Origin of the sequence: Acholeplasma laidlawii PG-8A (assembly GCF_000018785.1) — a bacterium.
Taxonomy (GTDB): domain Bacteria; phylum Bacillota_I; class Bacilli_A; order Acholeplasmatales; family Acholeplasmataceae; genus Acholeplasma; species Acholeplasma laidlawii.
In genome coordinates this window covers 724705-750556 of record NC_010163.1, presented here as the reverse complement: position 1 = coordinate 750556, position 25852 = coordinate 724705, and the positions used below count along the sequence as shown (strand labels likewise).

24 protein-coding genes are annotated in these 25852 nt (G+C 32.1%); 22 read left to right on the top strand and 2 right to left on the bottom strand.

From position 1 onward, the window contains the following. The first annotated feature begins 3 nt into the window (after positions 1 to 3). The 5 genes from ACL_RS03560 to ACL_RS07260 all read left to right on the top strand — a co-directional run bounded on the left by ACL_RS03560 (position 4) and on the right by ACL_RS07260 (position 8029). Positions 4 to 1854 (top strand): glycoside hydrolase family 3 protein, encoded by a 1851-nt coding sequence (locus ACL_RS03560; RefSeq protein WP_012242662.1) that lies wholly within the window; start codon positions 4 to 6, stop codon positions 1852 to 1854. Positions 1855 to 1868: 14 nt separating this feature from the next. Beyond that, entirely contained in the window at positions 1869 to 2876 is a 1008-nt protein-coding gene (locus tag ACL_RS03555) for a LacI family DNA-binding transcriptional regulator (protein ID WP_012242661.1), read from the top strand. Positions 2877 to 2981: 105 nt separating this feature from the next. After that, complete coding sequence (locus ACL_RS03550) at positions 2982 to 3629, top strand: HAD family hydrolase (RefSeq protein WP_012242660.1); 648 nt, start codon at positions 2982 to 2984, stop codon at positions 3627 to 3629. A gap of 3 nt (positions 3630 to 3632) precedes the next feature. Next, entirely contained in the window at positions 3633 to 5771 is a 2139-nt protein-coding gene (locus ACL_RS07265; RefSeq protein ID WP_012242659.1) for an ABC transporter ATP-binding protein/permease, read from the top strand. Beyond that, complete coding sequence (locus ACL_RS07260; RefSeq protein ID WP_012242658.1) at positions 5768 to 8029, top strand: ABC transporter ATP-binding protein/permease; 2262 nt, start codon at positions 5768 to 5770, stop codon at positions 8027 to 8029. Before ACL_RS07265 ends, ACL_RS07260 begins: the two co-directional genes overlap by 4 nt. A 46-nt stretch (positions 8030 to 8075) precedes the next feature. Here ACL_RS07260 and ACL_RS03535 read toward each other — a convergent pair whose 3' ends face one another. Then, the gene (locus ACL_RS03535; RefSeq protein WP_012242657.1) at positions 8076 to 8684 is read right to left on the bottom strand and encodes a nitroreductase family protein; all 609 of its coding nucleotides are present in this window, start codon (positions 8682 to 8684) and stop codon (positions 8076 to 8078) included. Between the two features lie 82 nt (positions 8685 to 8766). Between ACL_RS03535 and mutY the strand changes: the two genes are divergently transcribed. Further along, positions 8767 to 9771, top strand: a complete 1005-nt coding sequence (gene mutY / locus ACL_RS03530) for an A/G-specific adenine glycosylase (RefSeq protein WP_012242656.1) — start codon at positions 8767 to 8769, stop codon at positions 9769 to 9771. Here the strand turns inward: mutY and ACL_RS03525 are convergent. Continuing rightward, positions 9768 to 10259 (bottom strand): QueT transporter family protein, encoded by a 492-nt coding sequence (locus ACL_RS03525; RefSeq protein WP_012242655.1) that lies wholly within the window; start codon positions 10257 to 10259, stop codon positions 9768 to 9770. The genes mutY and ACL_RS03525 overlap by 4 nt on opposite strands. Before the next feature lie 95 nt (positions 10260 to 10354). Between ACL_RS03525 and tgt the strand changes: the two genes are divergently transcribed. The 16 genes from tgt (at position 10355) to pepV (ending at position 25852) form a co-directional block, all read left to right on the top strand. Further along, positions 10355 to 11488 carry a tRNA guanosine(34) transglycosylase Tgt gene (tgt, locus tag ACL_RS03520; RefSeq protein WP_012242654.1) on the top strand — a complete coding sequence of 378 codons (1134 nt, stop codon included), beginning with the start codon at positions 10355 to 10357 and terminating at the stop codon, positions 11486 to 11488. A 42-nt stretch (positions 11489 to 11530) separates the two neighbouring features. Further along, positions 11531 to 12670 carry a cell division protein FtsZ gene (gene ftsZ / locus ACL_RS03515; protein ID WP_177571492.1) on the top strand — a complete coding sequence of 380 codons (1140 nt, stop codon included), beginning with the start codon at positions 11531 to 11533 and terminating at the stop codon, positions 12668 to 12670. A gap of 36 nt (positions 12671 to 12706) precedes the next feature. Then, positions 12707 to 13810, top strand: coding sequence for a redox-regulated ATPase YchF (gene ychF, locus ACL_RS03510; RefSeq protein WP_041633992.1), 1104 nt, complete (start codon positions 12707 to 12709; stop codon positions 13808 to 13810). Further along, a complete protein-coding gene (locus tag ACL_RS03505; protein WP_012242651.1) occupies positions 13807 to 14400 on the top strand; it encodes a YggS family pyridoxal phosphate-dependent enzyme in 594 nt (197 codons plus the stop codon). Before ychF ends, ACL_RS03505 begins: the two co-directional genes overlap by 4 nt. Further along, a complete protein-coding gene (gene sepF / locus ACL_RS03500) occupies positions 14400 to 14726 on the top strand; it encodes a cell division protein SepF (RefSeq protein ID WP_012242650.1) in 327 nt (108 codons plus the stop codon). The genes ACL_RS03505 and sepF overlap by 1 nt, the downstream gene beginning before the upstream one ends. A gap of 226 nt (positions 14727 to 14952) precedes the next feature. Then, positions 14953 to 17643, top strand: a complete 2691-nt coding sequence (gene ileS, locus ACL_RS03495; protein WP_012242649.1) for an isoleucine--tRNA ligase — start codon at positions 14953 to 14955, stop codon at positions 17641 to 17643. Next, positions 17640 to 18371, top strand: a complete 732-nt coding sequence (surE, locus tag ACL_RS03490; RefSeq protein WP_012242648.1) for a 5'/3'-nucleotidase SurE — start codon at positions 17640 to 17642, stop codon at positions 18369 to 18371. Before ileS ends, surE begins: the two co-directional genes overlap by 4 nt. A 16-nt stretch (positions 18372 to 18387) precedes the next feature. Continuing rightward, complete coding sequence (locus tag ACL_RS03485; RefSeq protein ID WP_041633988.1) at positions 18388 to 19248, top strand: hypothetical protein; 861 nt, start codon at positions 18388 to 18390, stop codon at positions 19246 to 19248. Positions 19249 to 19271: 23 nt separating this feature from the next. Further along, entirely contained in the window at positions 19272 to 19940 is a 669-nt protein-coding gene (gene deoC, locus ACL_RS03480) for a deoxyribose-phosphate aldolase (RefSeq protein ID WP_012242646.1), read from the top strand. Next, positions 19921 to 20631, top strand: a complete 711-nt coding sequence (gene deoD / locus ACL_RS03475) for a purine-nucleoside phosphorylase (RefSeq protein ID WP_012242645.1) — start codon at positions 19921 to 19923, stop codon at positions 20629 to 20631. Before deoC ends, deoD begins: the two co-directional genes overlap by 20 nt. Further along, complete coding sequence (locus tag ACL_RS03470) at positions 20628 to 21845, top strand: M16 family metallopeptidase (protein ID WP_012242644.1); 1218 nt, start codon at positions 20628 to 20630, stop codon at positions 21843 to 21845. The genes deoD and ACL_RS03470 overlap by 4 nt, the downstream gene beginning before the upstream one ends. Continuing rightward, the gene (locus ACL_RS03465; RefSeq protein WP_012242643.1) at positions 21835 to 22569 is read left to right on the top strand and encodes a M16 family metallopeptidase; all 735 of its coding nucleotides are present in this window, start codon (positions 21835 to 21837) and stop codon (positions 22567 to 22569) included. Before ACL_RS03470 ends, ACL_RS03465 begins: the two co-directional genes overlap by 11 nt. Before the next feature lie 22 nt (positions 22570 to 22591). After that, a complete protein-coding gene (locus ACL_RS03460; RefSeq protein ID WP_148201786.1) occupies positions 22592 to 23104 on the top strand; it encodes a hypothetical protein in 513 nt (170 codons plus the stop codon). 154 nt (positions 23105 to 23258) lie between these two features. Further along, the gene (locus tag ACL_RS03455; RefSeq protein WP_012242641.1) at positions 23259 to 23603 is read left to right on the top strand and encodes a single-stranded DNA-binding protein; all 345 of its coding nucleotides are present in this window, start codon (positions 23259 to 23261) and stop codon (positions 23601 to 23603) included. A gap of 52 nt (positions 23604 to 23655) precedes the next feature. Next, entirely contained in the window at positions 23656 to 24423 is a 768-nt protein-coding gene (locus ACL_RS03450; protein WP_041633982.1) for a hypothetical protein, read from the top strand. A 52-nt stretch (positions 24424 to 24475) separates the two neighbouring features. After that, the gene (gene pepV, locus ACL_RS03445) at positions 24476 to 25852 is read left to right on the top strand and encodes a dipeptidase PepV (protein ID WP_012242639.1); all 1377 of its coding nucleotides are present in this window, start codon (positions 24476 to 24478) and stop codon (positions 25850 to 25852) included.

Genomic DNA, 25852 nt, shown 5'->3' with positions numbered 1-25852 from the left:
TGTATGAAAAATAAACTAATAACGATTGCAATCATCATATGCTTTGTTGTAATGATTGTATCCTGTGATAACACACCACCAGTCATTCATGATAATGATTATCCTGATTCAAATTTAACTATGAATGAAAAAATAAACTGGTGGTTAGATAAATTAACGATTGCTGAAAAAGCAGGTCAAATGGTTCAAGGAGAGCGCTCTAATAACAATGGTGCATCCGGTGTTAAACCTACAGATGTAAGAAACTTAAATCTTGGCTCCGTATTAAATGGTGGTGGTAACAGGCCATCGTCAAACACAACTTTTGGTTGGGTATCCATGTATGAAAATATGCTCAATGCATCCTTAGAAAGTTCATCAAAAATACCAATTATCTATGGTGTGGACGCAGTTCATGGTCATAATAATCTTTATGGTGCCACCATATTTCCTCATAATATTGGTCTAGCTGCTGCTAACAATAAAGAATTAATGAAAGAAATTGGTATGATCACTGCCTATGAGATGGGTCAAACAGGCATGAATATGAACTTTTCCCCTTCGATAGGACTTATCAAGGATAAAAGATGGGGTAGAACTTATGAAACATTAGGTGAGTCACCAGATATCGCATTAAATTTAATACCTTCTTATATAGAAGGCATTCAAAGTTATGGCGTTATTGGTTCAGCAAAACACTTCGTGGGAGATGGTTATACAACTTTTGGTACTGGTTTAGATAATAAACTAGACAGAGGTAATTCAACCATTTCTAAAGAAGACTTAGAAACCATTCATTTTCCATTATACGAAGCCGCTATAGAAGCTGGTGTAAAATCAATTATGGTATCGTATTCAAGTCTAAACGATGTACGTATGCACGAAAATAAAGAACTCATCACAGATATTTTAAAAGATCAAATGGGTTTCAAAGGTTTTGTTATAGGGGATTATAATGGTATTGATGATATCCGTGCCAATACTTTCTATGAACGCGTTATAAAAGGCGTTAATGCGGGTATTGATATGTTGATGCAACCACATAACTTCAAAGAAGTCATTGACGCTATCGTACGTGGTGTGGAAGAAGATCGTATTGACATAGACCGCATAAACGATGCTGTTTCTAGAATTTTAAGCGTCAAATATGAAATGGGCTTATTTGATGAAAAAACACCTATAGAAAGTGATTTAAGAAGTGAAAATGCATTAAATGTGGCTAGAAAAGCAGTTAGAGAATCCATGGTATTGCTTAAAAATAATCAAAACCTTCTACCGTTTAATAAAGATTTAAATCTATTAATATTAGGCAAAGGAAGTCAAAATATTGGAATTCAATCTGGTGGTTGGACGATAGACTGGCAAGGTTCTGATCAACTAAATATTCCAGGCACTACGATTGTTGATGCCTTTAAGAGTGTTACAAATGGTCAGATTTATACGGACATAAATGATATCGACAAAGCTGATCAAATTATCATCGTCTTCTCTGAAAAACCAAGTGCAGAAATGATGGGAGATTCATTAGCCTTATCTTTAACAGATGATACATCTTATGCTTCAAATCAAACACTTATAGATATTGCTAAACAAACAAATAAACCTGTAATTGGATTGTTATTATCCGGCAAACCACTTATAATAGAAGAAGTTATTCCATATTTAGATGCATTTGTGATGTTGTTTTTACCAGGCAGTGAAGGCTTAGGCATTACAGATGTACTTTATGGAGACTATAATTTTAAAGGGAAATTACCATTTACATGGCCTAAATCTATAAGCCAATCATCCCATACAGTCCTTGATGAAAATTATGAACCAAGTGATTATAGATATCCTTTTGGATATGGTTTAAACTATACAATATTACAATAAAGGAGACTCATATTATGGTAACTATTGGTGAAATTGCTCGTGCAGCAGGTGTATCAATATCTACAGTTTCAAAATCACTAAATGGCTATAAAGAAATTAGTGATCAAACTAGAAACAGAGTTAAAAAAATAGCGGAACAAATGGGTTATACCCCAAATGCTGCTGCTCAAAGCTTAGTACTTAAAAGAGCAAATACAATAGGCATTGTTTATGAGGTTGAATCCGGCTTAAAAAACTTATTCTTTGCTGCTGTTTTAGAATCTTTTAGAAAACATATTCAATCCAAAGGTTATGATATTTTACTATTATCAAATAACACGGAAAGTAAACTTGACTATTTAAAGCATAGTCATTCAAAAAATGTAGATGCCGTATTAGTTATTTCAACAGACGAGTCTTACGAAGCTGTAAAAAAACTATTTAATAGTGATTTAGCTGTGTTATCCTTAGATCCAAAAGAAGCTATTCACAATACAATTTATTCTGATTCTTACAGTGCAATTAGAAAATCATGCAACTACTTATACGAGTTAGGACACCGTAAAATAGCTTTTATTAACGGGAGTTATCAAAATTTCATAGGTTTAGAACGTTTAAGAGGCTATTTAGACTTTATGAAAGAAAAAGGACTTGAACCATTATACTTAAAAAATAGAAGTAATGAGTCTTATACATTCCATGAAGGTTACCAGACAATGAAAGCTCTATTTGAGGCTTATGGGTTACCAGATGCTGTATGTACAGTCTCAGATTTAATGGCAATGGGCGCAATACAATTTTTCAACAATCATGGTTATCATGTACCTAAAGATGTTTCGATTATAGGTTTTGATGATTTAGATATTTGTGAAATCACTACACCTCAACTTACAACGATTAGGCAAGACTATGAGGAAATTGGATTACGTGCAAGTGAAGCACTCATTGAAATGTTAGACAAGCATATTAGAATGCTTGAACCTATTGTAATTGATACTAAAATTGTAGTTCGTGATTCCTGTTTAAAAAATACTAAATATTAATACAGTCATTTAAGTCTTTCATGCTTATTAGGTGAAAGACTTTTTATATCATCATCGATATATTTTGATGTACTATGCTATAATACATTTAGAAAGTTGGATTTTATGAATACATTAAAAGCAATCATATTTGATCTAGATGGGACATTACTAGATACTTTAGATGACATAACAAATAGTTGTAACTATACTTTGAATCAACTTAAACTATCACATGTAAAAAAAGAAGATGTCAGACGCTATTTAGGTAATGGGGCTAAAGCGTTATGGGTGCATATATTAAAGCATAATATAAACTATTTAGATGAAGCACTCTCTATTTATTTACCTTATCTAGAAACACATTCGAAAATTCGCACTAAGCCTTATGAAGGCATCAATGAACTGCTTCATCAATTAAAAATTGATTATCAATTAGCAGTCGTATCCAATAAACATCAAGAGGCAGTTAGTGAAATTATAGATTACTACTTTAAAGGTATGTTTGATGTGGTAATCGGTGAGCGTCCTGGTATACCTAAAAAACCAGATCCTGCACCTTTAAATCTAGCCATTAAAGAGCTTCAATTAAATAAACATGAGGTGCTATTTATAGGGGATTCAGAAGTAGATATTCAAACAGCAAAACATGCAGATGTCAAAGTCATTGGAGTAAGTTGGGGATTTAGAGATTATATAGAATTAGTACATGAAAAACCAGATTATTTAATACATAAGGTTGATCAAATACAAAAAATTATACAAGGGGAATAATTTATGTCACTTATAAAACTAGAAAACATTTCTAAATATTATAAGTCCGGTGAGGGTGTATCCGTTGGGATGCAAAAAATCTCACTCGAGTTTAATATTGGGGAATTTGTTGCAGTAACAGGGGAATCAGGAAGTGGTAAATCAACACTTTTAAACGTCATTTCAGGTCTTGATAGCTATGAAGATGGTGAACTTTATATACAAGATGAAGAAACATCTCATTTTTTAGTCAAAGACTGGGAAAATTACCGTTCTAAATTTGTAGGATTTGTCTTCCAAAACTATAATATTATTGATTCATTTACAGTCTATGAAAACGTACTATTAGCACTTGAAGTTCAAAACTATCCTAGAAAAGAACGTAAAAAACGTGCATTAGAACTTATTGATAAAGTTGGATTAACTAGTCATAAACATCATAAAGCATCTAAACTTAGTGGTGGTCAAAAACAACGTGCAGTCATTGCACGTGCTTTGGCTAAAGACACCCCAATTATTGTCGCAGATGAACCTACAGGTAACTTGGATTCCGAATCCAGTAAACAAGTTATTTCATTACTTCAAGAATTATCAAAAGATAAGTTAATTATCATCGTAACGCATGATTATGATCAAGTTAAAGAAATAGCAACACGCCATATTAAGATGCATGATGGTGAAGTCGTAGAAGATAAGACGTTAAAGCAAAATACGCATGAGGATGTAAAAATTGAGCCCTCGATAAAACCGATGACTGTGGCATCAGTTGCACGTTTTGCGTTAAGAAATCTATTATCAAAACCTAGATTATTACTGTTTTTTATTGCACTACAAGTTATGATTATTTTAGTCTTTACAATGACGTATAGTAATGTCATGAATACAGCAAGGCAAGATTTATTTAATTTAAATTTAGATATGGGTCCTGATATTCAAATATTTGATTTTCATACTTCAAATATGTCGGATAATCGTATGAATGTTGTTAGAAAAGATGGTCAGACAATATCTTCAGATGATATTGAATATTTATCTAGTCTAAGCGGTTCAAATCACTTTGTTTACGAAGGTGTCTTGTTCATTGACGAAATAGAAACGAACTATATGTATTATACACATCCTCAAGGTTATACTGATTATATTCCTCGAACTTATAAGTATGATACAACGTACTTTATCTCTAAACAACCTCAATTTCTTGTTGATGGTAGAATGACAAACCTTAGTGCTACTGAAGTTGTTGTATCTAATGCTTTAAGAGTGAATATTGGTGCAATTATTTATAGTAGAGAAGATGTTGTTACTTCAGAAGAAGTAACCCCTATACAACTAGATACTTATATATATAAATTCCCATTTGAAGATTTTCCGGATAAGAATATTAACAATATCACTTGGTTAATCACTTATGATCATATTGAAACAATTGCATATTATGGCTGGGACCTACTTGATTTAGAACAATTAGACCCTGTTAGAAAAGATTACGTAACAAATGTTTCTGTCTTAGTTGAGTTCTATGAATATAATGAAATTAATTATACAGTTGTAGGTATTTTTGATGACTCCAATCGTGGTGCCCTTTACTTTTCACATGATGAATTACTTAATGCCAGTGGTAATCAAACCTTATCACTTTCTGCAAGTAGTGAAATTACAGCTGAAAGGCTCTTTAAAGCAATTGATAAAACAACATATAGAGTGATTTATCCAGCACTTGAACAAAATGCGATTCAAGCATTATTTGCACCAATCAACTTTCTGATTTCACTATTCTTTTACACTCTAATTTATGGATTTGCATTATTCTTATACTTTATTCTATATTCAGTCATGAAGAATGTAATGAGTTCTAGAAAGAAAGATTTTGCAATCTTTAGATCGATAGGTACCAATGAGTCTAAACTTGGTTTATTAGTTATATTTGAACAAGTATATATGATGGTCATTTCATTTATTGTATCTATGATTGTCATAAATATCTTAAGTTACTCAAATTACAGTATGAACTTAATCCTACAACGTTTACTTCCATTTGACTATGTTATTTTATTCCTAACATTTACTTATCTATCTATTTGGTTAGCTAGAAGATTCAATAAGAAGACCTTTAAAATTTCAGTCATTGAAAATCTTACAGAAAGTAGAGAAGATACATTATGATAAGCGTTAAACATTTAGATAAACACTTTAATCGTGGTAAGAAAAATAGTATTCATGTATTAAATGATGTATCTTTAGATTTCCCTAATAAGGGTCTTGTTGTTTTACTAGGACCATCTGGTTCTGGTAAAACAACACTACTTAATGTCATTGGTGGACTTGATAAAGTTCAAAAGGGTCAAATTGATTTCTTTGACCATAACATATCACATTATAAATCAGCTATATGGGATAAAATACGTACTGAAGAAGTAGGCTATATTTTCCAAAATTATTACTTAATGCCAAACTTAAGTGTGTTTGATAATGTGGCGTTTGTTCTTAAGATGATTGGTATTCAAGATAAAAATGAGATAGAAACTAGAGTCAACTACATCTTAAAACAAGTGGGTATGTACCGTTTTAGAAAAAAACGTAGTACACAATTATCTGGTGGACAACAACAAAGAGTAGCGATTGCTCGAGCGCTTGTTAAAAATCCTAAAGTGATTATTGCTGATGAACCTACCGGTAACTTAGACAGTAAAAATACACTAGAAATTATGAATATCGTTAAATCAATTTCTGCAAATAAATTAGTTGTATTAGTAACACATGAAAAAGAACTTGCAAGCTTTTATGGGGATCGCATTGTTGAAATTAAGGATGGTAAAATCATCAATGATGATCAAAATACCACGTTACAAGACCATGCATTTTCAAATGATAATACGATATATTTAAAAGACTTAGTTGAAGTATCAAACTTAGAATCTAAGAACTTAAAGGCATCCTTTTATGCGGATAGCGATGAAGTATTACCTACTCAAGTACGTTTAATTATTAAAAATAAAACACTTTATTTAGATATTCAATCAGATATTCAAAAAATTAAGTTATTAAATGAAGAGTCTCATATGGTTGTTAAAGATGAGCATTTCACTAAAAAGACAAGAGAAGAAATGTTAGTCACAACATTTGATGATAGTGTATTAGACCATTCAAATTTAGATAAACATAAGAAGTTTACGATTTCCTTTAAAAACAGTTTTTGGATAGCATTTAGAAAACTGATGAATTTTGGTCGCAAAGGTAAACTCATGTTAGCAATCTTTATGATTAGTGGTATGTTAGTGGCATTTGCAACCATTAATATGTATAGCATTCTTACTAAAGACTATAAGGATGCGCTTACGATGGATGAACGTTATATCCAGGTAAATAAGAACTCGTTTTATCAAGGAAACGGTGGTGCATCAGCTTTACTTGACAAGGTAAACGGTGAAACCAGTGGGGATTATGTCATTTATATGGAAAGACTCGCAGCTAGTAACCAGTTAAGAATCGATTTAGGTAATGGGGCATTTAAATCTTTAGCATCTAATATTAAAATAGAATATAGTAAACAACTTAAACAAAATGATTTATATGCAGGCAGATTACCTTTAAATGCTAATGAAATTGTTTTAAGTTATGGTGTTTATTCAAAAGATGTATTAAATGATCAAAACTTCCAAGATATAGGTATTTGGCGTCCAGAGGATTTCATTGGCGAAGTACTAGCATTTAGTGGTGCATTAAGTGACCCACAAAAGCGTTATACAGTTGTAGGTATATCTAAAGCTAAGTATATTGCTATTTATGCATATGATTATAAAACAGCATTTACTTTGACAAACTTTGATTCTATCAATAGTCCAAGTTATACAACAACTAGACAATATGAAGAATCTATATTACAATCTTCAAATGCTAGTTTGGATGCTTATATCTTCACACCTAACTATTTAGAACTTAAACAAGCACTAGAAGATGCAGGTTACATGGTGAAATTAAGCAGTCAAGCTGTCATTGACCAAAATAATATAGCAATTGCACAACAAACTGCTGCAAATTTACTTATTACAATCTTTTTAATTGGTGGTGGCTTATTAGCATTTTACTTTGTGATGCGTTCTAGTATGATATCTCGTATCTATGAGATATCTGTATATAGAGCTTTAGGTGTCAGAAAACTAGAAATCTATAGTTCATTTGCTGTTGAAATTATACTTTTAACAACAGTATCATCGCTCATTGGCTTTGGACTTATGTCATTTATATTAGGTGCATTTTCTAATTCACCGCTAAGAACATTTATTGGTTTTAGAATTGATTTCTTCATTATCTTATTTGGTGTAATCTTTGTATATGCAGCCAATCTACTCATAGGTTTACTTCCAATGGGACTATTACTTAGAAAAACACCTGCACAAATTATTAGTTCTTACGATATATAGTATAAAAAAAAAGGGGAGCAATCCCCTTTTTAACTTTAGTAGACAATTAATCAATAAATTTTGTAACTTCTTTAGCGCTTAAACGAATGGATTCATAACCTGATTCATCTGCTTTACCAACTGAGATAAGTAACACAGGTGCATAACGACTATCAATACCAAGCGCTTCATGAACTAACTTTTTATTAAATCCACCAATTGGACATGTATCATAGCCATAGGTTCTTGCAACAAGCATAAAGTTCATTGAGAATAATCCACCATCTAAATGAAGTGAGTTTAAATAGTTTGTATCAGTCGGGTTGATTTCAAGATTCTTAAAACTTTCAAGATTTCTATTTCTAATTTCAACAGGCATCATACCTTGTTCAACTGAGCGATCAAATATAATATGAGCATCATCATATTTGCGAATATCAGCTGTGACTAGGATAATGTGAGAAGCAGTGTCTAGTTGAAGTTGATTACCCATAAGGATTGGTCTTAACTTTTCTCTAGCAGTTTGGCTTTCTATTACGAAAAGTCTAACTGGTTGTAAATTTCTACTTGAAGGCGCACGTAGTGCATCGTTTAACATATTTTCTAAAGTTTCATTAGAAATCTTTTCATTTGTGTACTTTCTAATAGAGCGTCTACCTAAAATAATATCTTTCATTACATTATCTTTCCTTTCATCTAAGTCATTTTAGCATCAACAAATGATTATTTTGGTAAAATAGGCTTTGGAGAGCGAGATTATGGCATATTTACGATTATTTGATTGGTATCAAACAAACAAACGAGATTTACCTTTTAGAAAAACAGATAACCCCTATCATATTTGGGTATCTGAAATTATGTTACAACAAACCCAGGTAGACACAATGCTACCTTTTTATGATAGATTTTTAACAATTTATCCAACAATTCAAGATCTTGCTAGGGCAGATATTGATGAAATTTTAAAAGTAGTTCAAGGTATTGGTTATTATAGAAGATTTAGAATGCTACATAAAGGTGCTCAATATGTCATTGATCATCATGATGGTAAGTTACCAGAAGATTACTTTAAAATACTAAAAATACCTGGTATTGGTGCCTACACAGCAGGCGCAATTATGTCTATAGCATTTCATAAACCTTATCCAGCTACCGATGGTAACGTCATTCGAGTGCTTTCTAGAGTTAAAATGCTAGAAGATGATTTTAGATTAGATAAAAATAAGAAGAAATTAAATGAAATGAATAAAGAACTGATTGAAAATTCTAACAATCCTTACTTATATACTCAAAGTATGATGGAATTGGGTGCAACTGTATGTAAAGTGTCCAATCCTTTGTGCGATACGTGTCCTTTACAAGAAGTATGTTTAGCTAACATAAACAATGTTCAGCAAAACTATCCTAAAATGAGTCCTTTAAAAACAAAAAAAGAAATCCAATACTTTACATTCATACTTGAATATAAAGAAGGATTTCTCATGCGTAAGCGTACTGAAGATTTATTACATGGGTTTTATGAATTTGTTCAAATTGAATCAGATAGTTTAAATGGTGCATTAACTCAAGCTCAAGATTTGGGCCTAGAGATTCAAATACTTGATGAGTTACAACCAATTAAACACGTTTTTACGCATATGATTTGGCAAATTAACTTATATCGTGGCACTATAAGTAATATCACATCACCTTATGAAATCGTCCATGATTTCAGTCAGGTTCCGATTGCCACAGTTGTTAAAAAGCAAATAAAGCAAATTTAAGTCAAATATTCCATTAAGACATCTGTTTTCTTTAACGAAAGCATAAATGGAATTCCAAGTAGTGCAACGACTATGAGTTCACCAAGTGCAATGGTTCCAAAATTGAACCAATATACGTTAAATGTGTCAAAATGATAAGATATTTCAAAAGAAATGACTAGACCATTAAATAAGGCTGGAAAGATAAGTAATGCAAGTACCCATTGTTTTCTAAATGTGTACAAGAAGATACATACTAATAGTGTAGCAAGTGAGCCGTATAATGCATCAATTAAACCGAATGCACCAAAGTAATTTGCTAAAAACGTACCAAAAACGAGCCCTATTGTGTGTTTTTTATTGAAAAACACAAGAACTAAGAGTATTTCAGCTATTCTAAATTGAATGGCTTCAAAACTCATAAAATAAAATACAAACACTAAAACAACATAAATAGCTGAAATAGTCATTTGTATGACAATATCTTTTAAATCTAAACCTTTTTTCATTTTTTACTCCTTGTTTTGTTAAAGCGGGTATTTCCCTAGGCTACCGCTATTTTTTTACATTCCTTATTCTACCATTTTATGATATAATTTCAACCATGGAAGGTGGTTTTATTTTGATTTCATATGAAGTATTACATGTTTGTAAGCAAAGTGGTGCTAGGCTTGGTAAATTAACGACATCACATGGTGTGTTTGAAACACCTATTTTTATGCCAGTAGGTACACTCGCTACTGTAAAAACATTAACAGTTGAAGAAATTAAAGAAGTTTCAGAAGGTTTAATCTTAGCAAACACCTATCACCTATGGCAACAACCAGGTGAAGATATCGTAAAAGATCATGGTGGTATTCGTGGATTTATGAAATGGGATGGCGCACTTTTAACGGATTCCGGTGGTTTTCAAGTATTTTCACTTGCTAAATTACGTGATATTAAAGAAGAAGGTGTTCATTTCAAGCATCATAAATCTGGTGCTCCATTATTCTTAGGTCCAGAAGATGCGATACGCATTCAAGAAGACTTAGGTGCGGATATTATTATGTCTTTTGATGAATGTCCACCACCTTATGAATCCTATGAATATATGAAGGATTCTGTAGAAAGAACGATTCGTTGGGCAAAAAGAGGTAAAGAAGCATTAAAAACTGATCAAGCTTTATTTGGAATTGTACAAGGTGGTTTAAATAAAGAATTAAGAACTCACTGTGCTGAAGAACTCATTAAACTGGATTTTCCAGGTTATTCTATTGGTGGCTTATCCGTTGGTGAAACAAAAGCTGAAATGTATGAGATGACAAGACATTTAAACCCGATTTTACCGTTTAATAAACCGCGTTACTTAATGGGTGTGGGTGCACCTGAGGACTTACTAGAAAACGTCATTAATGGTGTAGATATGTTTGACTGTGTACTGCCTACTAGAAATGCTAGACATGGTACAGCACTTACAACTACCGGTAAAGTGACTATTAAAAATAAACAATTTGAACGTGACATGTCAAGTCTAGATCCAAATCTACAATCAAGTGTTTCAAAGTACTCTAAGAGTTATATTAGACACTTATTTAAAGCAGAAGAACAACTAGGTCAAAGACTAGTAACTATCCAAAATTTAGCATATTTAAAGCACTTAATGGCAGAAATTAGACAAGCAATTAAAGAGGACAGATTACTTGATTTTAAAAAAGAGTTTTATGAAAGAACGAATTATCCTAAAGTAAGTTACTAAAGTCTTTATTTTTTAGTGAAAATAGTTTACAATGAGAGTAGTATGAATAGGAGTGATATCATGGTTTTTGGATTTAACGATGAATTTAATCAAAAGCCCGTTATCAAGGTCATCGGTGTCGGTGGTGGAGGCAACTCTGCAGTAAACCGCATGATTGAAAATGATGTTAGAGGGGTTTCATATGTAGCGATGAATACGGATGCTCAGGTACTTAAAGTATCCAAAGCAGATGAGCGTATTCAATTAGGTAAGAAGTTGACTCGAGGATTAGGTGCAGGCGCTAAACCAGCTATTGGTAAGCAAGCAGCACTCGAATCTGAGGATGATATTAGAGAAGTACTATCTGATGCAGATATGGTTTTTATTACTGCTGGTATGGGTGGTGGAACTGGTACTGGTGCAGCACCTGTGGTTGCACGTATTGCTAAAGAACTTGGCGTTCTTACAATCGGTATCGTAACAAAACCATTCGTATTTGAAGGTCCACTTCGTATGCAACATGCAATTACTGGACTTGAAGAGTTAAAACCAAATGTTGACACTTTAATTGTGATACCAAATGAAAGATTATTCTCAATTGCTGATAGAGATATGCAATTACTAGATGCATTTAGAGAATCTGATAAAGTATTACGTCAAGGTGTACAAGGTATTGCTGAAATTATTGCAGTTCCTGGTATGATCAATGTTGACTTTGCTGACGTTAGAACTGTGATGGAAAATAAAGGTACAGCCTTAATGGGTATTGGTATGGCTAGTGGTGAAAACCGTGCGATTGAAGCAGCTAGAAAAGCAATCCATTCCAAATTATTAGAAGTATCCATTGATGGTGCAACAGATGCGATCGTAAATATCTCTTCTGGGGCTGAAGTGACATTATTTGAAATTGAAGCAGCATTAACTGAAATTAGAAATGCAACTGAGTCCGATTTAAACGTTATTTACGGACATACAGTCAGTGTTGACTTAGAAGATGAAATGATTGTTACAATCGTTGCAACCGGTTATGAACTTCGTGCTAAAGGCAATGAAGTTGAAAAGATTGCTGGTGACATCTTTAGAAACAACAGCACACAACAAGTAAAAATAACAGATACTGGATTAGAGCCTTTAAATAATAAGGAAGCATCTGGTGAAGATACTAAGAAGCGTACATTACCTTCTTGGCTACATAGAAAATAAAAGAGGCGGAAGCCTTTTTTAACGAAAGGTATTAAGATTATGTTAAGTATTGGTATTGTAGGATTACCAAACGTAGGTAAATCCACATTGTTTAACGCAATAACTAAATCTCAAGTGACAGCAGCGAACTATCCGTTTGCAACCATCGATCCAAACGTTGGTGTTGTTCATGTTAAAGATGAGCGCTTAGAAAAACTAGCGGCAATTTATAAGTCTGGAAAAATCATTCCAACGACAATTGAGTTTATTGATATTGCTGGTTTAGTAAAAGGTGCATCAAGTGGTGAAGGTTTAGGTAATCAATTTTTAAGCCACATTCGCCAAGTGGATGCTATTGCACACGTGATTCGTTGTTTTGAGGATTCTGAAATTACCCACGTAGAAGGTAAAGTGGATCCATTAAGAGATTTAGAAATTATTGAAATCGAATTAAGATTATCTGATTTAGAATCTGTTGATAAGAGACTTGCTCGTTTAGAAAAACAAGTGAAGGTAAAGATAAAGGAAGCTATCATAGAACAATCTGCTTTACTTAAAGTAAAACACATGATTGAAAATGAACTACCTACATCGGTCCTTGAATTTACTGACGAAGAAGAAAAAATCGTAAAAGGATTTAATCTTTTAAGTCTTAAACCTGCTTTATATATTGCAAATATGGCTGAAACAGATTTAGTAGACCCTGAAAGTAATCCGTATTTCCAAGCTTTAAAAGCTAAAGCTGTAAAAGAAAATATTGAAATTATTCCAATTTCTGCACAAGTAGAATACGAAATATCTTCACTAGACGACCCAGAAGAACAAGCAATTTTCATGGAAAGTTATGGTTTAACACGTTCTGGATTAGATACAGTTATTGTAAGTGGTTATAAATTACTTGGATTAAATACATATTTTACATGTGGACCAATGGAAGCACGTGCTTGGACTTTTAAAACAGGTACGAAAGCACCTGAAGCTGCTGGTATTATCCATACAGACTTTGAACGTGGCTTTATTAAAGCAGAAGTACTAGCTTATAATGACTTAATTGAATTTGGTACACCATTACTTGCTAAAGAAAAAGGTAAGGTACGTATTGAAGGTAAAGAATATGTCGTTCAAGATGGTGACATTATTCTATTTAGGTTTAATGTATGAGTTTCTTAAAGTATTTAGATAAAACGATTGTAGCAAGTAAATATTTTAGTATAGATGAGATGAAAAAAATCTATAATCTTGGAGCAAGACACTTTGGTGAGAACTATGTTCAAAGTTTATTAGATAAAAAATCATCCTTAAACGACTTAAAAGATATTTCTTGGCACTTAATCGGACATCTACAATCCAATAAGACAAAACTCATAATCAATGAAATAGATTATCTTCATACATTAGACTCAATTAAGCTAGCAGGTATGATACAAAAATATAGAAATACACCATTAAATTGTTTTATTCAAATAAATTTGGAGAAAAATGACAATAAAGAGGGTATTTTGATAGAAAACCTAGATGAATTCATACAAGAAATTAAAAAATATGATAAAATTAATCTAATCGGATTTATGGCAATAGGTGCGATAGATGATGTTGTAAGAACCGAAGAAATCTTTAAAACATTAAATGATTTAAAGATGAAGTACAATCTCAACTATACATCCATGGGCATGAGTAATGATTATGAATTAGCAATTAAATATCATAGTGATTTCTTACGCATTGGATCACTATTTAAAGGGGTCATATAATGGGTTTATTTGGTAAAAAAAAGCAAAAGAAACAACAAGTTCATATTCAAACTGCTGACCGTATCATTATGGAACAATTAATAAATGACGATGATGCATATATCACAGCACTGGCTAAACAAATGATGGATGGTGCGCCTCTCATACTTAATTTTGAGGCACTTCACATTGACAGAGCCAATAAAGCGATAGCATTCATGTCTGGTGTTGTATACGCAATTAACGGTCACATTGTTGAAATCAATGAAACAACATATTTATTCGGTAACAAAGATCTATATGATGATCAAACAGTAGAAACTTGGTTAAAAACAAATTTAAATTAATATTGCAATGATTAGAACAGATAGCCTTGTAAAGGTTTAAAGCGAGTAAGGGATGGTGTAAGCCTTATAAACAAACACAACAGCTATTATCAACTAGGAGCAAGCATAAAAATCAATTGAGTGCACAATTTTTGATTGTGAACTAAGGTGGTACCGCGAATTTAACTTTCGTCCTTAGAATTTATTTTTAAGGACGTTTTTATTTAATAAAAGGAAGGATATTCATATGAACTATAAAGACACACTTTTAATGCCTAAAACTGATTTTGAAATGAGAGGTAATCTTGGTAAAAGAGAACCTGAAATTCAAAAACATTGGGAATCAATCGATTTATACAATAAAGTATTAGAAAAGAACAAAGACAATACACCATTTGTTTTACATGATGGGCCACCATATGCTAACAACAACATTCATATCGGTCATGCCTTTCAAAAGACTTTAAAAGACTTTGTTTTAAGATATCAAACGATGTCAGGTCGTTATACACCATATATTCCAGGTTGGGATACTCATGGTTTACCGATTGAAAACGAAGTTACAAAAAGTGGTGTAGATCGTAAACAACTCACACGTGCAGAATTTAGAAAAATTTGTAGAGAGTATGCGATTAAACAAGTAGAAGTACAAAGAGCACAATTTAAGCGTTTAGGAATCTTAGGTGATTGGGATAATCCTTATTTAACATTAGATAAATCTTATATTGCAGACCAAGTCAGAGTGTTTAGTCAAATGGTCGATAAAGGTATTATCTATAAAGGTTTAAAACCTATTTATTGGTCACCATCTTCAGAATCAGCATTTGCTGAGGCTGAAATTGAGTATATGGATAAACAATCAAAATCTATTTATGTTGGATTTGATATGATGGGTGATAAATTCCCAAATACTAAACTACTTATTTGGACTACTACACCTTGGACACTACCAGCAAACCTAGCTGTTTCAGTACACCCAAATTTTGATTATGTATGGTTTAACAATGATGGTAAAAACTATATTGCATTAAAAGAATTACTTCCAAAACTAGTAGAAAAACTAGGCTTTTCACATGCAAAAGTTCTTAAAGAATTCAAAGGTAGTACATTAGAGTTCATGAACTACAAGCACCCATTATATGACCGTGTAAGCCCAATTATCTTAGGTGAACACGTTACAGCTGAAGATGGTACTGGTTTAGTTCATACAGCACCTGGACACGGGGAAGATGACTATTTTGTAGGTAAAAAATACAATCTAGACCTACTTTCACCGGTTGATGAAAAAGGTCATATGACTGAAGAAGCAGGTCCTTATGCTGGTATGTTCTATGAAAAAGCAAACGCACAAATCGTAGAAGATTTACGTGAGAATGGTCATTTATTATATGATGAAACGATTACCCACTCATATCCTCATGACTGGCGTACTAAAAAACCTGTGATTTTTAGATCCACACCTCAATGGTTCGCAAGTATCGACATGTTAAAAGGTGATTTACTAGAAGCAATCAAAGGCGTTAAATGGCACACTTCTTGGGGTGAAGTAAGACTTACAAACATGATTAAAGACCGTAATGACTGGGTCATTAGCCGTCAACGTGTTTGGGGTGTTCCAATTCCAATCTTCTATGATAATGAAAACAATCCTTTACTAGATAGAAAACTCATTGATCATGTAGCATCATTGTTTGAAGTGCACGGATCAGATATTTGGTATGAATGGGATGTAGAAAAACTTTTACCAAGCGATTATGAAGGACCAAGAGACTTAACTAAAGAACTAGACATCATGGACGTTTGGTTTGATAGTGGTACATCTTATAATATATTAAAACGTCGTGGTCTACCATTTCCTGCTGATATGTATTTAGAAGGTTCAGACCAATATAGAGGTTGGTTTAACTCAAGTTTAACTACAGCAATCGCAGTAGATGGTGTATCTCCATATAAAGAAATTGTTTCACACGGTTTTGTTTTAGATGGTAAAGGTAGAAAAATGTCTAAATCCTTAGGTAACGTTATCGATCCTTTAACTGTCATGAACGATCAAGGTGCAGACGTGTTAAGATTATGGGTTGCATCTGTCGACTATGAAGCAGATGTACGTATTTCTAACGATTTAATGAAACAAGTTTCTGAAAGCTACAGAAAATTCAGAAATACATTCAGATTTATGCTTGGTGTTTTAGATGGATTTAATCCAGAAGTAAACTATATTGGCTGGTCTATGCGTGGTCAATTAAACCGCGTTATGACTGATAAATATTATGTTTTAGCCACAAAAGTAAATGAAAGTTATGCAAAATACAACTTTGTTGAAGTCACAAGACTCATCATTCCATTTGTAGTCAATGATTTATCAGCATTTTACTTAGACTATACAAAAGATAGCTTATATTGCGATGCTGAAGATGATTTTGAACGCCGTGCGATCCAATCAACAATTTATGATATACTATTAGGATTACTTAGATTACTAACACCTATCATGCCTCATACAACTTCAGAGGCTTATGATAGTCTAAAATATAAAGAATACGACAACATCTATTTGGAAAAAATGCCAATTGGTGGTAAACTAAAAGAACCAAAACTACAAGAAAACTATGACATATTTGATGAACTAAGAAATCATGTATTAAAACATTTAGAACTAGCTCGTGAAGCTAAAGTGATTGGTAAATCACTGGATGCTCACCTAGATTTAAGCGTAGATCAAACAACTTATGATGCACTTGAATATCTAGACTTATTAAATAAGTTAGATAAAATACTCATTGTTTCAAGTGTCCATATAACAAAGGCAGATCAATTGGATATTAAAGTGTCTAAAGCAGATGGTCATGTTTGTGCAAGATGTTGGAATATTGTTAAAGAAGTAAATCAAAATGACGTATGTGTACGTTGTGAAAGCGTTCTGGAGGGTCTTAAATGAACATTTTAGTAGTCAATGATGATGGAATTGATGCAGAAGGTTTACATATATTAACAAAGGCAGCAAGCTATCACGGAAGTGTCTATGTCTCAGCACCAAAAGTTCAACAATCTGCAAAATCAGCATCCATTACCTATACAGGTTATATTGAAGTTGAGGAGATTGAACCAGTATTGGGCAGTGTAAGAACAATCGTTGTTGATGGAACACCTGCAGACTGTGTTAGATTAGGCGTGAAAGTCTTTGAACAAGAATTTGATCTTGTCGTATCAGGCATTAATGATGGTGTCAATTTAGCCATTGATGTTCAATACTCTGGTACAGTAGCTGCAGCTTTTGAAGCTTCTATTATGGGGTTAAATGCAATAGCTTTTTCAGCACCTGACATCAAATTACCTTATATATTTGATGAAACCATCAAATTATTAGATGAAATCATTGAAAATAAATTATATTTAGAAACAGATATATTAAATATTAACTATCCACATGCATCCTTTAAAAAAGTACTTGGTACACGTATTACTAAAATGGGTTTAAGAATTCAACACTCTGAATTCATTAAAACGGATAAACCAAATACATATAGAATATTAGGATCTAATATCTTTGTTAAAGAAGATGAAGATGCTGATATGACTGCATTTAATGAAGGTTATGTTTCAATAACCCCATTAAAAATGGATAGAACAGATTATAAAAAGATTGAAAAGTTATTTAATTCATAATAAGGGGTGATGACAATTGAGTCATTTCTACATTCACTTTTTTAAAGAAAAATCAAGGCAACTTGATATGGTAGAAGTTATTGATTTTTTTGAAACTATCGAGGGTATGGAAGTTGAGATGGATGAAAAATCTGTTAGATTTTTATACACGCATCCAAGACTTGGCTATAGCTGTGTATTTTTTATCACACCAAAATCACAAGTACCCAATATTCAGCGTTTAAGCCCACAATACTTGGAAGTAAACTTCCACTTAAGATTACCAATTTTAAGTCCAAATTACTTCGTTAAACACGTTATACAATTAATTAAGAAGGTCTGCGACCGCTTTAATTTCTTTGTATTATCAGAAATGTTTGAAGATGTATTATCTTATAATGCCGAACGTATCTTTAAAGTATTTGAAATGGTGAAGCGTGCTTATATTGAAAAATATCCGAATGAAGCAAACAATTACGTCTTTATTAAAGATGAAAAATTATCTGGTATCTTAAGATACATTGATGAAAAAGATGCTTTACAAAGCTATTATGATGATTTAGATACATTATTACCTAAATATTATTTTATTAAAGATGAGCAAGAACAATCCTATATTGCAACCGAATGGAAAGAACATGATACGATTGTGTTTCCACCTTTTCTAGACTATGTTTTATTTCATCAAACTGATGGTGTTATTAAAGTCATAAGTTATGGTGAATTTGTAGAAAAATTCAATAAACAACTACTGGATGTACCAGGTTTCTTACAAGATACTAAAGTGATTCCTAAAAAACATAGTAAGTCGATTAATAAAAAGACTAAGAAGATGAAATGGACACCAATTACTAAGAGTTTTACAAAGCAAGGCCTAAATATATTCATGGATTTATAAAAAAACATTGAAAGGAATTATATATGAAATTAAATACATATATTGATCATACTAAACTTGGTCCAATCGTTACTTTAAGTGATATTGATACACTTATTGATGAAGCAATTGAACATCAGTTTAAAAGTGTTTGTGTCTCACCAATCTGGGTTGCACACGCTAAATCTCGTCTAGAAGGTACAGGTGTATTAGTTTGTACAGTTGTAGGTTTTCCTTTTGGAACACACTTACCAAAAGTGAAAGCTTTTGAAACAAAAGAAGCTATTAAACAAGGTGCGGATGAAATTGACATGGTTGTTGATGTGGATGCAGTACGTTCTAAAGATCGTAGCCGTGTATCTAAGGATATCAAAGCTGTTGTTAAGGCTGCTCAAGGTAGAACTGTTAAAGTGATTATTGAAACAGCTTATCTTGATAAGAAACAAATCACATTTGTTTCAAAACTAGCTGTTAAAGCTGGAGCTACATTCGTTAAGACATCTACAGGTTATGCATCAAGAGGTGCATCTGTTGAAGATATCGTTACGATTAAAAAAGCTGTAGGAGATGACGCACTGATTAAAGCAAGTGGCGGTATCCGCAGTAAAGAAGATGCATTATTAATGATAGAAAAAGGGGCTAACCGCTTAGGTACATCTAGCGGAGTCAAATTAATTAAAGGAGAAACAAGTGATGGCAACACCACATATTGAGTTACAAGATAAAAGCTTAATTGCTAAAACAGTTTTAATGCCAGGAGATCCATTACGTGCGAAATTTATTGCAGAAACATACTTAAAAGATGTTGTGCAAATTAATGGTGTACGTAATATGTTAGGTTATACTGGAACATATAAAGGAAGAAGAATTTCAGTTATGGGTTCTGGAATGGGTATGCCAAGTATTGGTATCTATTCTTACGAATTATTTAAATTCTATGATGTAGAAAATATTATTCGTATTGGTTCAGCAGGTGCTTACACTGATAAATTAAACTTATATGATGTAGTGATAGCTAAAAACTGCTGGTCAGAATCAAGTTATGCTAAAACAATGGGCGTATCTGGAAGAAAGAAATTATCAGCAACAAAAAAATTAAATACTAAATTAAAAAATACAGCGAAACGCTTAGGTATTCCAATGACTGAAGGTACCATTCATTCATCTGACGTATTCTATCGTATTAATGGCGATGAATATAAAGATATTTATGAGAAACATGGCGCATTATGTGTTGAGATGGAAAGTTTTGCATTATTTGCAAACGCATTAGCAACAGGTAAAAATGCAGCATGTATCTTAACTATTTCTGACTCATTAGTAACACATGAAGCAACAAGTGCAGAAGAACGTCAAAATGCATTTACGAAAATGATGGAGATAGCATTAAATACTAAATTATGATTTTCTTGCCAACAAAACAATATCAAGCGATACATATATCAGTCTATTTTGTCTCAAAAATAGAATCCGATGCATTTTTGTATCGCTTTTTATTAGCACGTATACTCACCAGTTACACTGAAACGTATATGTCTAAACAACTACTATCTAAAAAACTTAACGCACTTTATGGTATGTTTATAACAAACCATGTTTTTGTGTTAAAAGACTACCATATTATGCGTTTTAACTTTGTTTTCCCAAACCCAAGCCTAATTTCAGATGATGCCATGTTAGATGATATTGTTCAAATTATTAAAGAAATGTTTTTTGATAGAAAACCATTTCTAGCATCCGTGTTTGAAGAAGCTAAACGTTACACCATTAATGAAATACAATCTAAAAAAGATCATAAATTTGCTTATGCAAAAGAACAACTGATTAAATATATCTATTTAAATCATCCGTATGGTAAAAGCATTACCGGAACGCTTGAAGAAGCCCTTGATGTGTCTTTAACAGAGACTTATGACTATTACTTAAATTACTTCTTAAATGACACTATAAAATTCTATGTGTCTGGTGATATTCATCAAGAATTAAAGGATAAATTATCTGTCTTAAAATCCTACGAACAAGAAAACGTCATTGAACCACTTGAATTTAATCATGTGCATAAAACTATTCAAAACTACACTGAAACCTTACCGATGGGACAAGCCTACATATTCTTTGCATATCACTTAAATGTGGATAGAAAAGATCCACTTTATACAGCAGCACTAATCGTAAATATGCTTATTGGTGGCTATCCAGAAAGTATGTTATATAAATTACTTAGAGAAACCTATTATCTAGCTTATGATGTAGACTCCAAATTTGAGTACGATAAATCATATCTTATCATCTATGCAGGGGTTAATATTGAAAGTAAAGACTTAGCTTATAACATCATTGTTGAAACGATTAATAATTTTATGTTTGATGGTCCAGTAAGTGATCAACTCAAAGAAGCTAAAGATTACCTAAAAAACGAAATCTATTCATCCCTTGATTTTCAAGATAGTATGATTCCAAGACAGTTTAGCGCTGATTTATTTGGTTATGAAGAAACCCTTGATGAGATAATGAAGAAAATTGATGCAGTTTTTAATGAAGACATTATGAAAGTCTTAACTATGATGACTCTAACAACCACCTATACATTAAGTGGAGGTGAAGACTATGAAGTTTAATGGGTTTAATGATAAACCTGTTAAATTTAAACTTAAAAACGGTCTGAATGTAGAACTTATCTATGCACCAACGCTACAAACTTATGTAGAATACGATGTACCATTAGGTTCTATTCACACTTCATATAAAATCGGTAACAAAACATATCCACTAAAACCAGGTATTGCGCACTTTCTAGAGCATATGATGTATATGATGAAAGATCATGATGCCTTTGAGCATTTTCATAAGTTAGGTGTGATTGCTAATGCAATGACAACCTATCGTCAAACAACCTATGGCGTAATAGGTCATAAAAATATGCTTGAAGCTACTCTATATTTATTAGAAATGCTAGAGACAACGAACTTTACAGGAGAACGTGTCCAGGCAGAAAAATCAATCATCAATGAAGAAATTGCGATGTATGATGATGAAATTGATACCATTGTTCAAAAAAAGATGTTTGATCAATTAATTTATGAACACCCAATTAAGTATGAAATTACTGGTAGAAAATCTGAGATTTCCAACATTTCTGCAAAAGACCTACAACGTGTATTTGACCACTTTTATACATCAGATAAACGTCAATTACTCATCTTAGGTCCAATTGATGTTGAACAATTTAAACATGCATTACTAAATTATAAGTCTCCAATTACTGCAACTAAACATCCCCTCATTTTAGATAATGAGGAACCAAAAAACATTAAATCAACAGAAAGAAATCTATCATCTTAAAATGAATGTTGGTGTCTTTAATATGGGTATTAAGCATATTTTAGATACAAAAGATGAAAAAATCTTATTTAAGACTGAACTTTACATGTTATTCTTAATGCGTTTGCTTTATGATACAAGTACAAATTTCCAAGAACATATGAGTGATTTAAAGCTGATGATTGATGGCTTTAATTTCAACTTAATCTTGGAAGATGAAACATTAATCTTTATGATGGATGTGGAATCTGATCATAGTTTTGATTTAAAAGAACATGTACTCGAACAGTTTTTTAATACAGATGATAAGGATTTAACAAAAGAGGCGTTTATCGCCCTTAAAAAAGCCTATTTAGGCCACTTTATGATGGCCTTAGATGATATTGAAAATCGATTATTCCTATATGGTAAATATCAACTTAATGGTATTAGTCTAGAAGAAGCATTTACCCTATTAGACGAAATCACTTATGAAGATATACTCAATTTTAAGTCATCTATCACAAAAGACATGTTTAGCTTCTCACATTTTATTAAAAATGACCAAAATAGATAAATATTCATCAATAAATCAAAAATGCTTGAAGACAACCTAATTTGGGTTGTCTTTTTTCTTTATAATCAATACCAATATGATATTTAATATATAAAAGTTGTGTTTTTTAATACTTATACATTATGTTACATTAAAAGAAAAAGGAGATTTTTGTATGACATTTGTAAACCTCATAGGAAGGGTTGTCAGCTTTGACCCAAAAGAAAGTGATAATGGTGTAAAATATACAGATTTAAGAGTATCTGTGATGAGACCTTATAAGAATTATGATGGTAATTATGATACAGATTATTTTAGAGTTGCATTATTTGAGCAAAATCACAAACGTGCTCAAGATTACTTTAGAAAAGGTATGGGGATTGCTATTAAAGGACGTTTAGAGGTTAGTAAATGGATAGATGATCAAGATAAAAATAGAGCAAACGTCAATATTATTGCAGAACATGTTATATTTTTACCAAGAGAAATTGAAGAATATAGTGCGGATCTAAATAGTTAATCTATAACGAAAATATGGTATAATTAAGTAAATAAAAAGGAGGCGAGCTCATTTGATATTTTGGACATTACTTCTCGCTGCATTATTTACAATGGGTTTACTATATGTTATCTGTGGTCCTAGAAAGATTTGGATTACACTCTCTACGTATGCAATCTTTGCTATCGTAGCTATATCACTCATTTATTACCATTTTAAAGGGCTTTATACCCTGGATTTGATTTCTTTAGGATTACCTTACTTATTCTTATTACCTTTGCACTTTTCTGTAAACAGTATCATAAAACATTATGTTCTTCATGACGATGCTAGAACCTCACTATTTTTTGTAGCTATTTTTAACCGAGTACTCATTGCATTATGGAGCGTATTTATCATTCTAATGTTTGGTGCTGGATTAGCAGTCATGGATGGTTTGTTATCAGCATTTGATGCTGAAAATATATGGAGTATTTCTGTAACTGGTGTACTAGCTTTAATCGTATTTAGTGCAATCATTAGTTTAGGTTATAAAAAGAAATTTACTTATGTATTAGTTGTAGGTAATAAAACTAAGCATGTTTATGAATTACATACTTCTAAATCTAGATTAATTGCAAAGAAATATACTGGTGTAGATAGAGTCTATCCAAGAGGTTTTTATCAAGAACATGGAAGAATGAAATATCTATACTATATTCAAGATGACATCGATATGGCTAAAAGTCCATTTAAGCCGATTGATTCTGATTTATTTAATTATCTAAAAGATTATGTAGATAGTTACGAAAGTCTTGAAGAAGCGTATAATGAATATATTGAACAAAAGAACTCTATTTGATAGAGTTTTTTTGATATAAATGATAGAATATTTAACAAGGAGATGATGATATATGTCAATAGATTTTAAAGCATTGGCCCTAAAATATAAGGACCAATTTATTAAAGATACTCAAGAGTTGTTAAGAATTAATTCTGAGTTAACAACTTTTGATCCAAATAGAGTGGGTGCACCATTTGGAGAAGGCAATAAGCAAGCATTGGAGTTTATGCTTAATTTAGCTAAACGTGATGGTTTCAAGTTTGAAAACGTTGATGGTTATGCAGGACACATTGAATATGGTGATTCCAAAGAATATATTGGTTCCATTGGTCACTTAGACGTTGTCCCAGCAGGTACTGGTTGGACTTATCCAGCTTATGGTGCCGAAATCCATGATAATAAGATTTATGCACGTGGTGCTGAAGATGATAAAGCACCTACAATGGCTGTTTATTATGGTATGAAGATATTAAAAGAATTAGGTGTAGAACTTAAAACACGTATTAAACTGATTTTAGGACTTGATGAAGAATCAGGTTGGAAATGTGTTGATTACTACTTTAATAAGTATCCACAAGCTCCAATTGCAGGTTTTATCCCAGATGCAGATTTTCCTTTAATCTATGCTGAAAAAGGTATTACTATGACCATTATTAGAGGTCAGTTCAATAATGACATCCTATACAAAGTAGAGGGTGGCTTACGTGCAAATATGGTACCAGAAAGTGCTAAAGCGCATGTAAAACCTGATTTAGTAATTAAACATAGATTTTTAGATTACCTAGAAAAAAATAACTTCAAAGGCCAAGCTAAATTAGAAAATGATGTATTAGTACTTGAAACATTTGGTAAATCAGCACATGGATCGCTTCCAGATGATGGTGTGAATGCATTACACATTTTATTTGAAGCACTAAAATTTGCAGGTGTTGAAAATGAATTAGTAAATTTTGCTACTAAATATTTAACATTTGATAATTTAGGTAAAAAATTAGGTGTTGCTTATAAAGATAAAGAAATGGGCGACTTAACAGTGAACTTTGGTTTAGCAAGTACTGATAACAACCAATTTGAACTTGTATTAAACTTAAGATACCCTAATGGCGTCAACTATGATAAAGATGTATTTGAAAAGATTGCAAATCTATTACCTGAAGGATTTGGTTTAGATGTTGATCATCATCAAAAATTATTATACAAAGACCCAAATTCAACATTAATTAAAACATTAATGAAGGTATATCAAAAACATACCAATGACATGACTCCTCCAATTTCAATTGGTGGCGGTACATTTGCAAGAGCAACAGAAAATGTTGTAGCATTTGGACCACATTTCATTGATAAACCTACATATATTCACCAAAAAGATGAGTTTATTGATATTGATGACTTAATGAAAGCTCTAGCAATTTATACAGAAAGTCTTTACGAACTCGCAAAATAA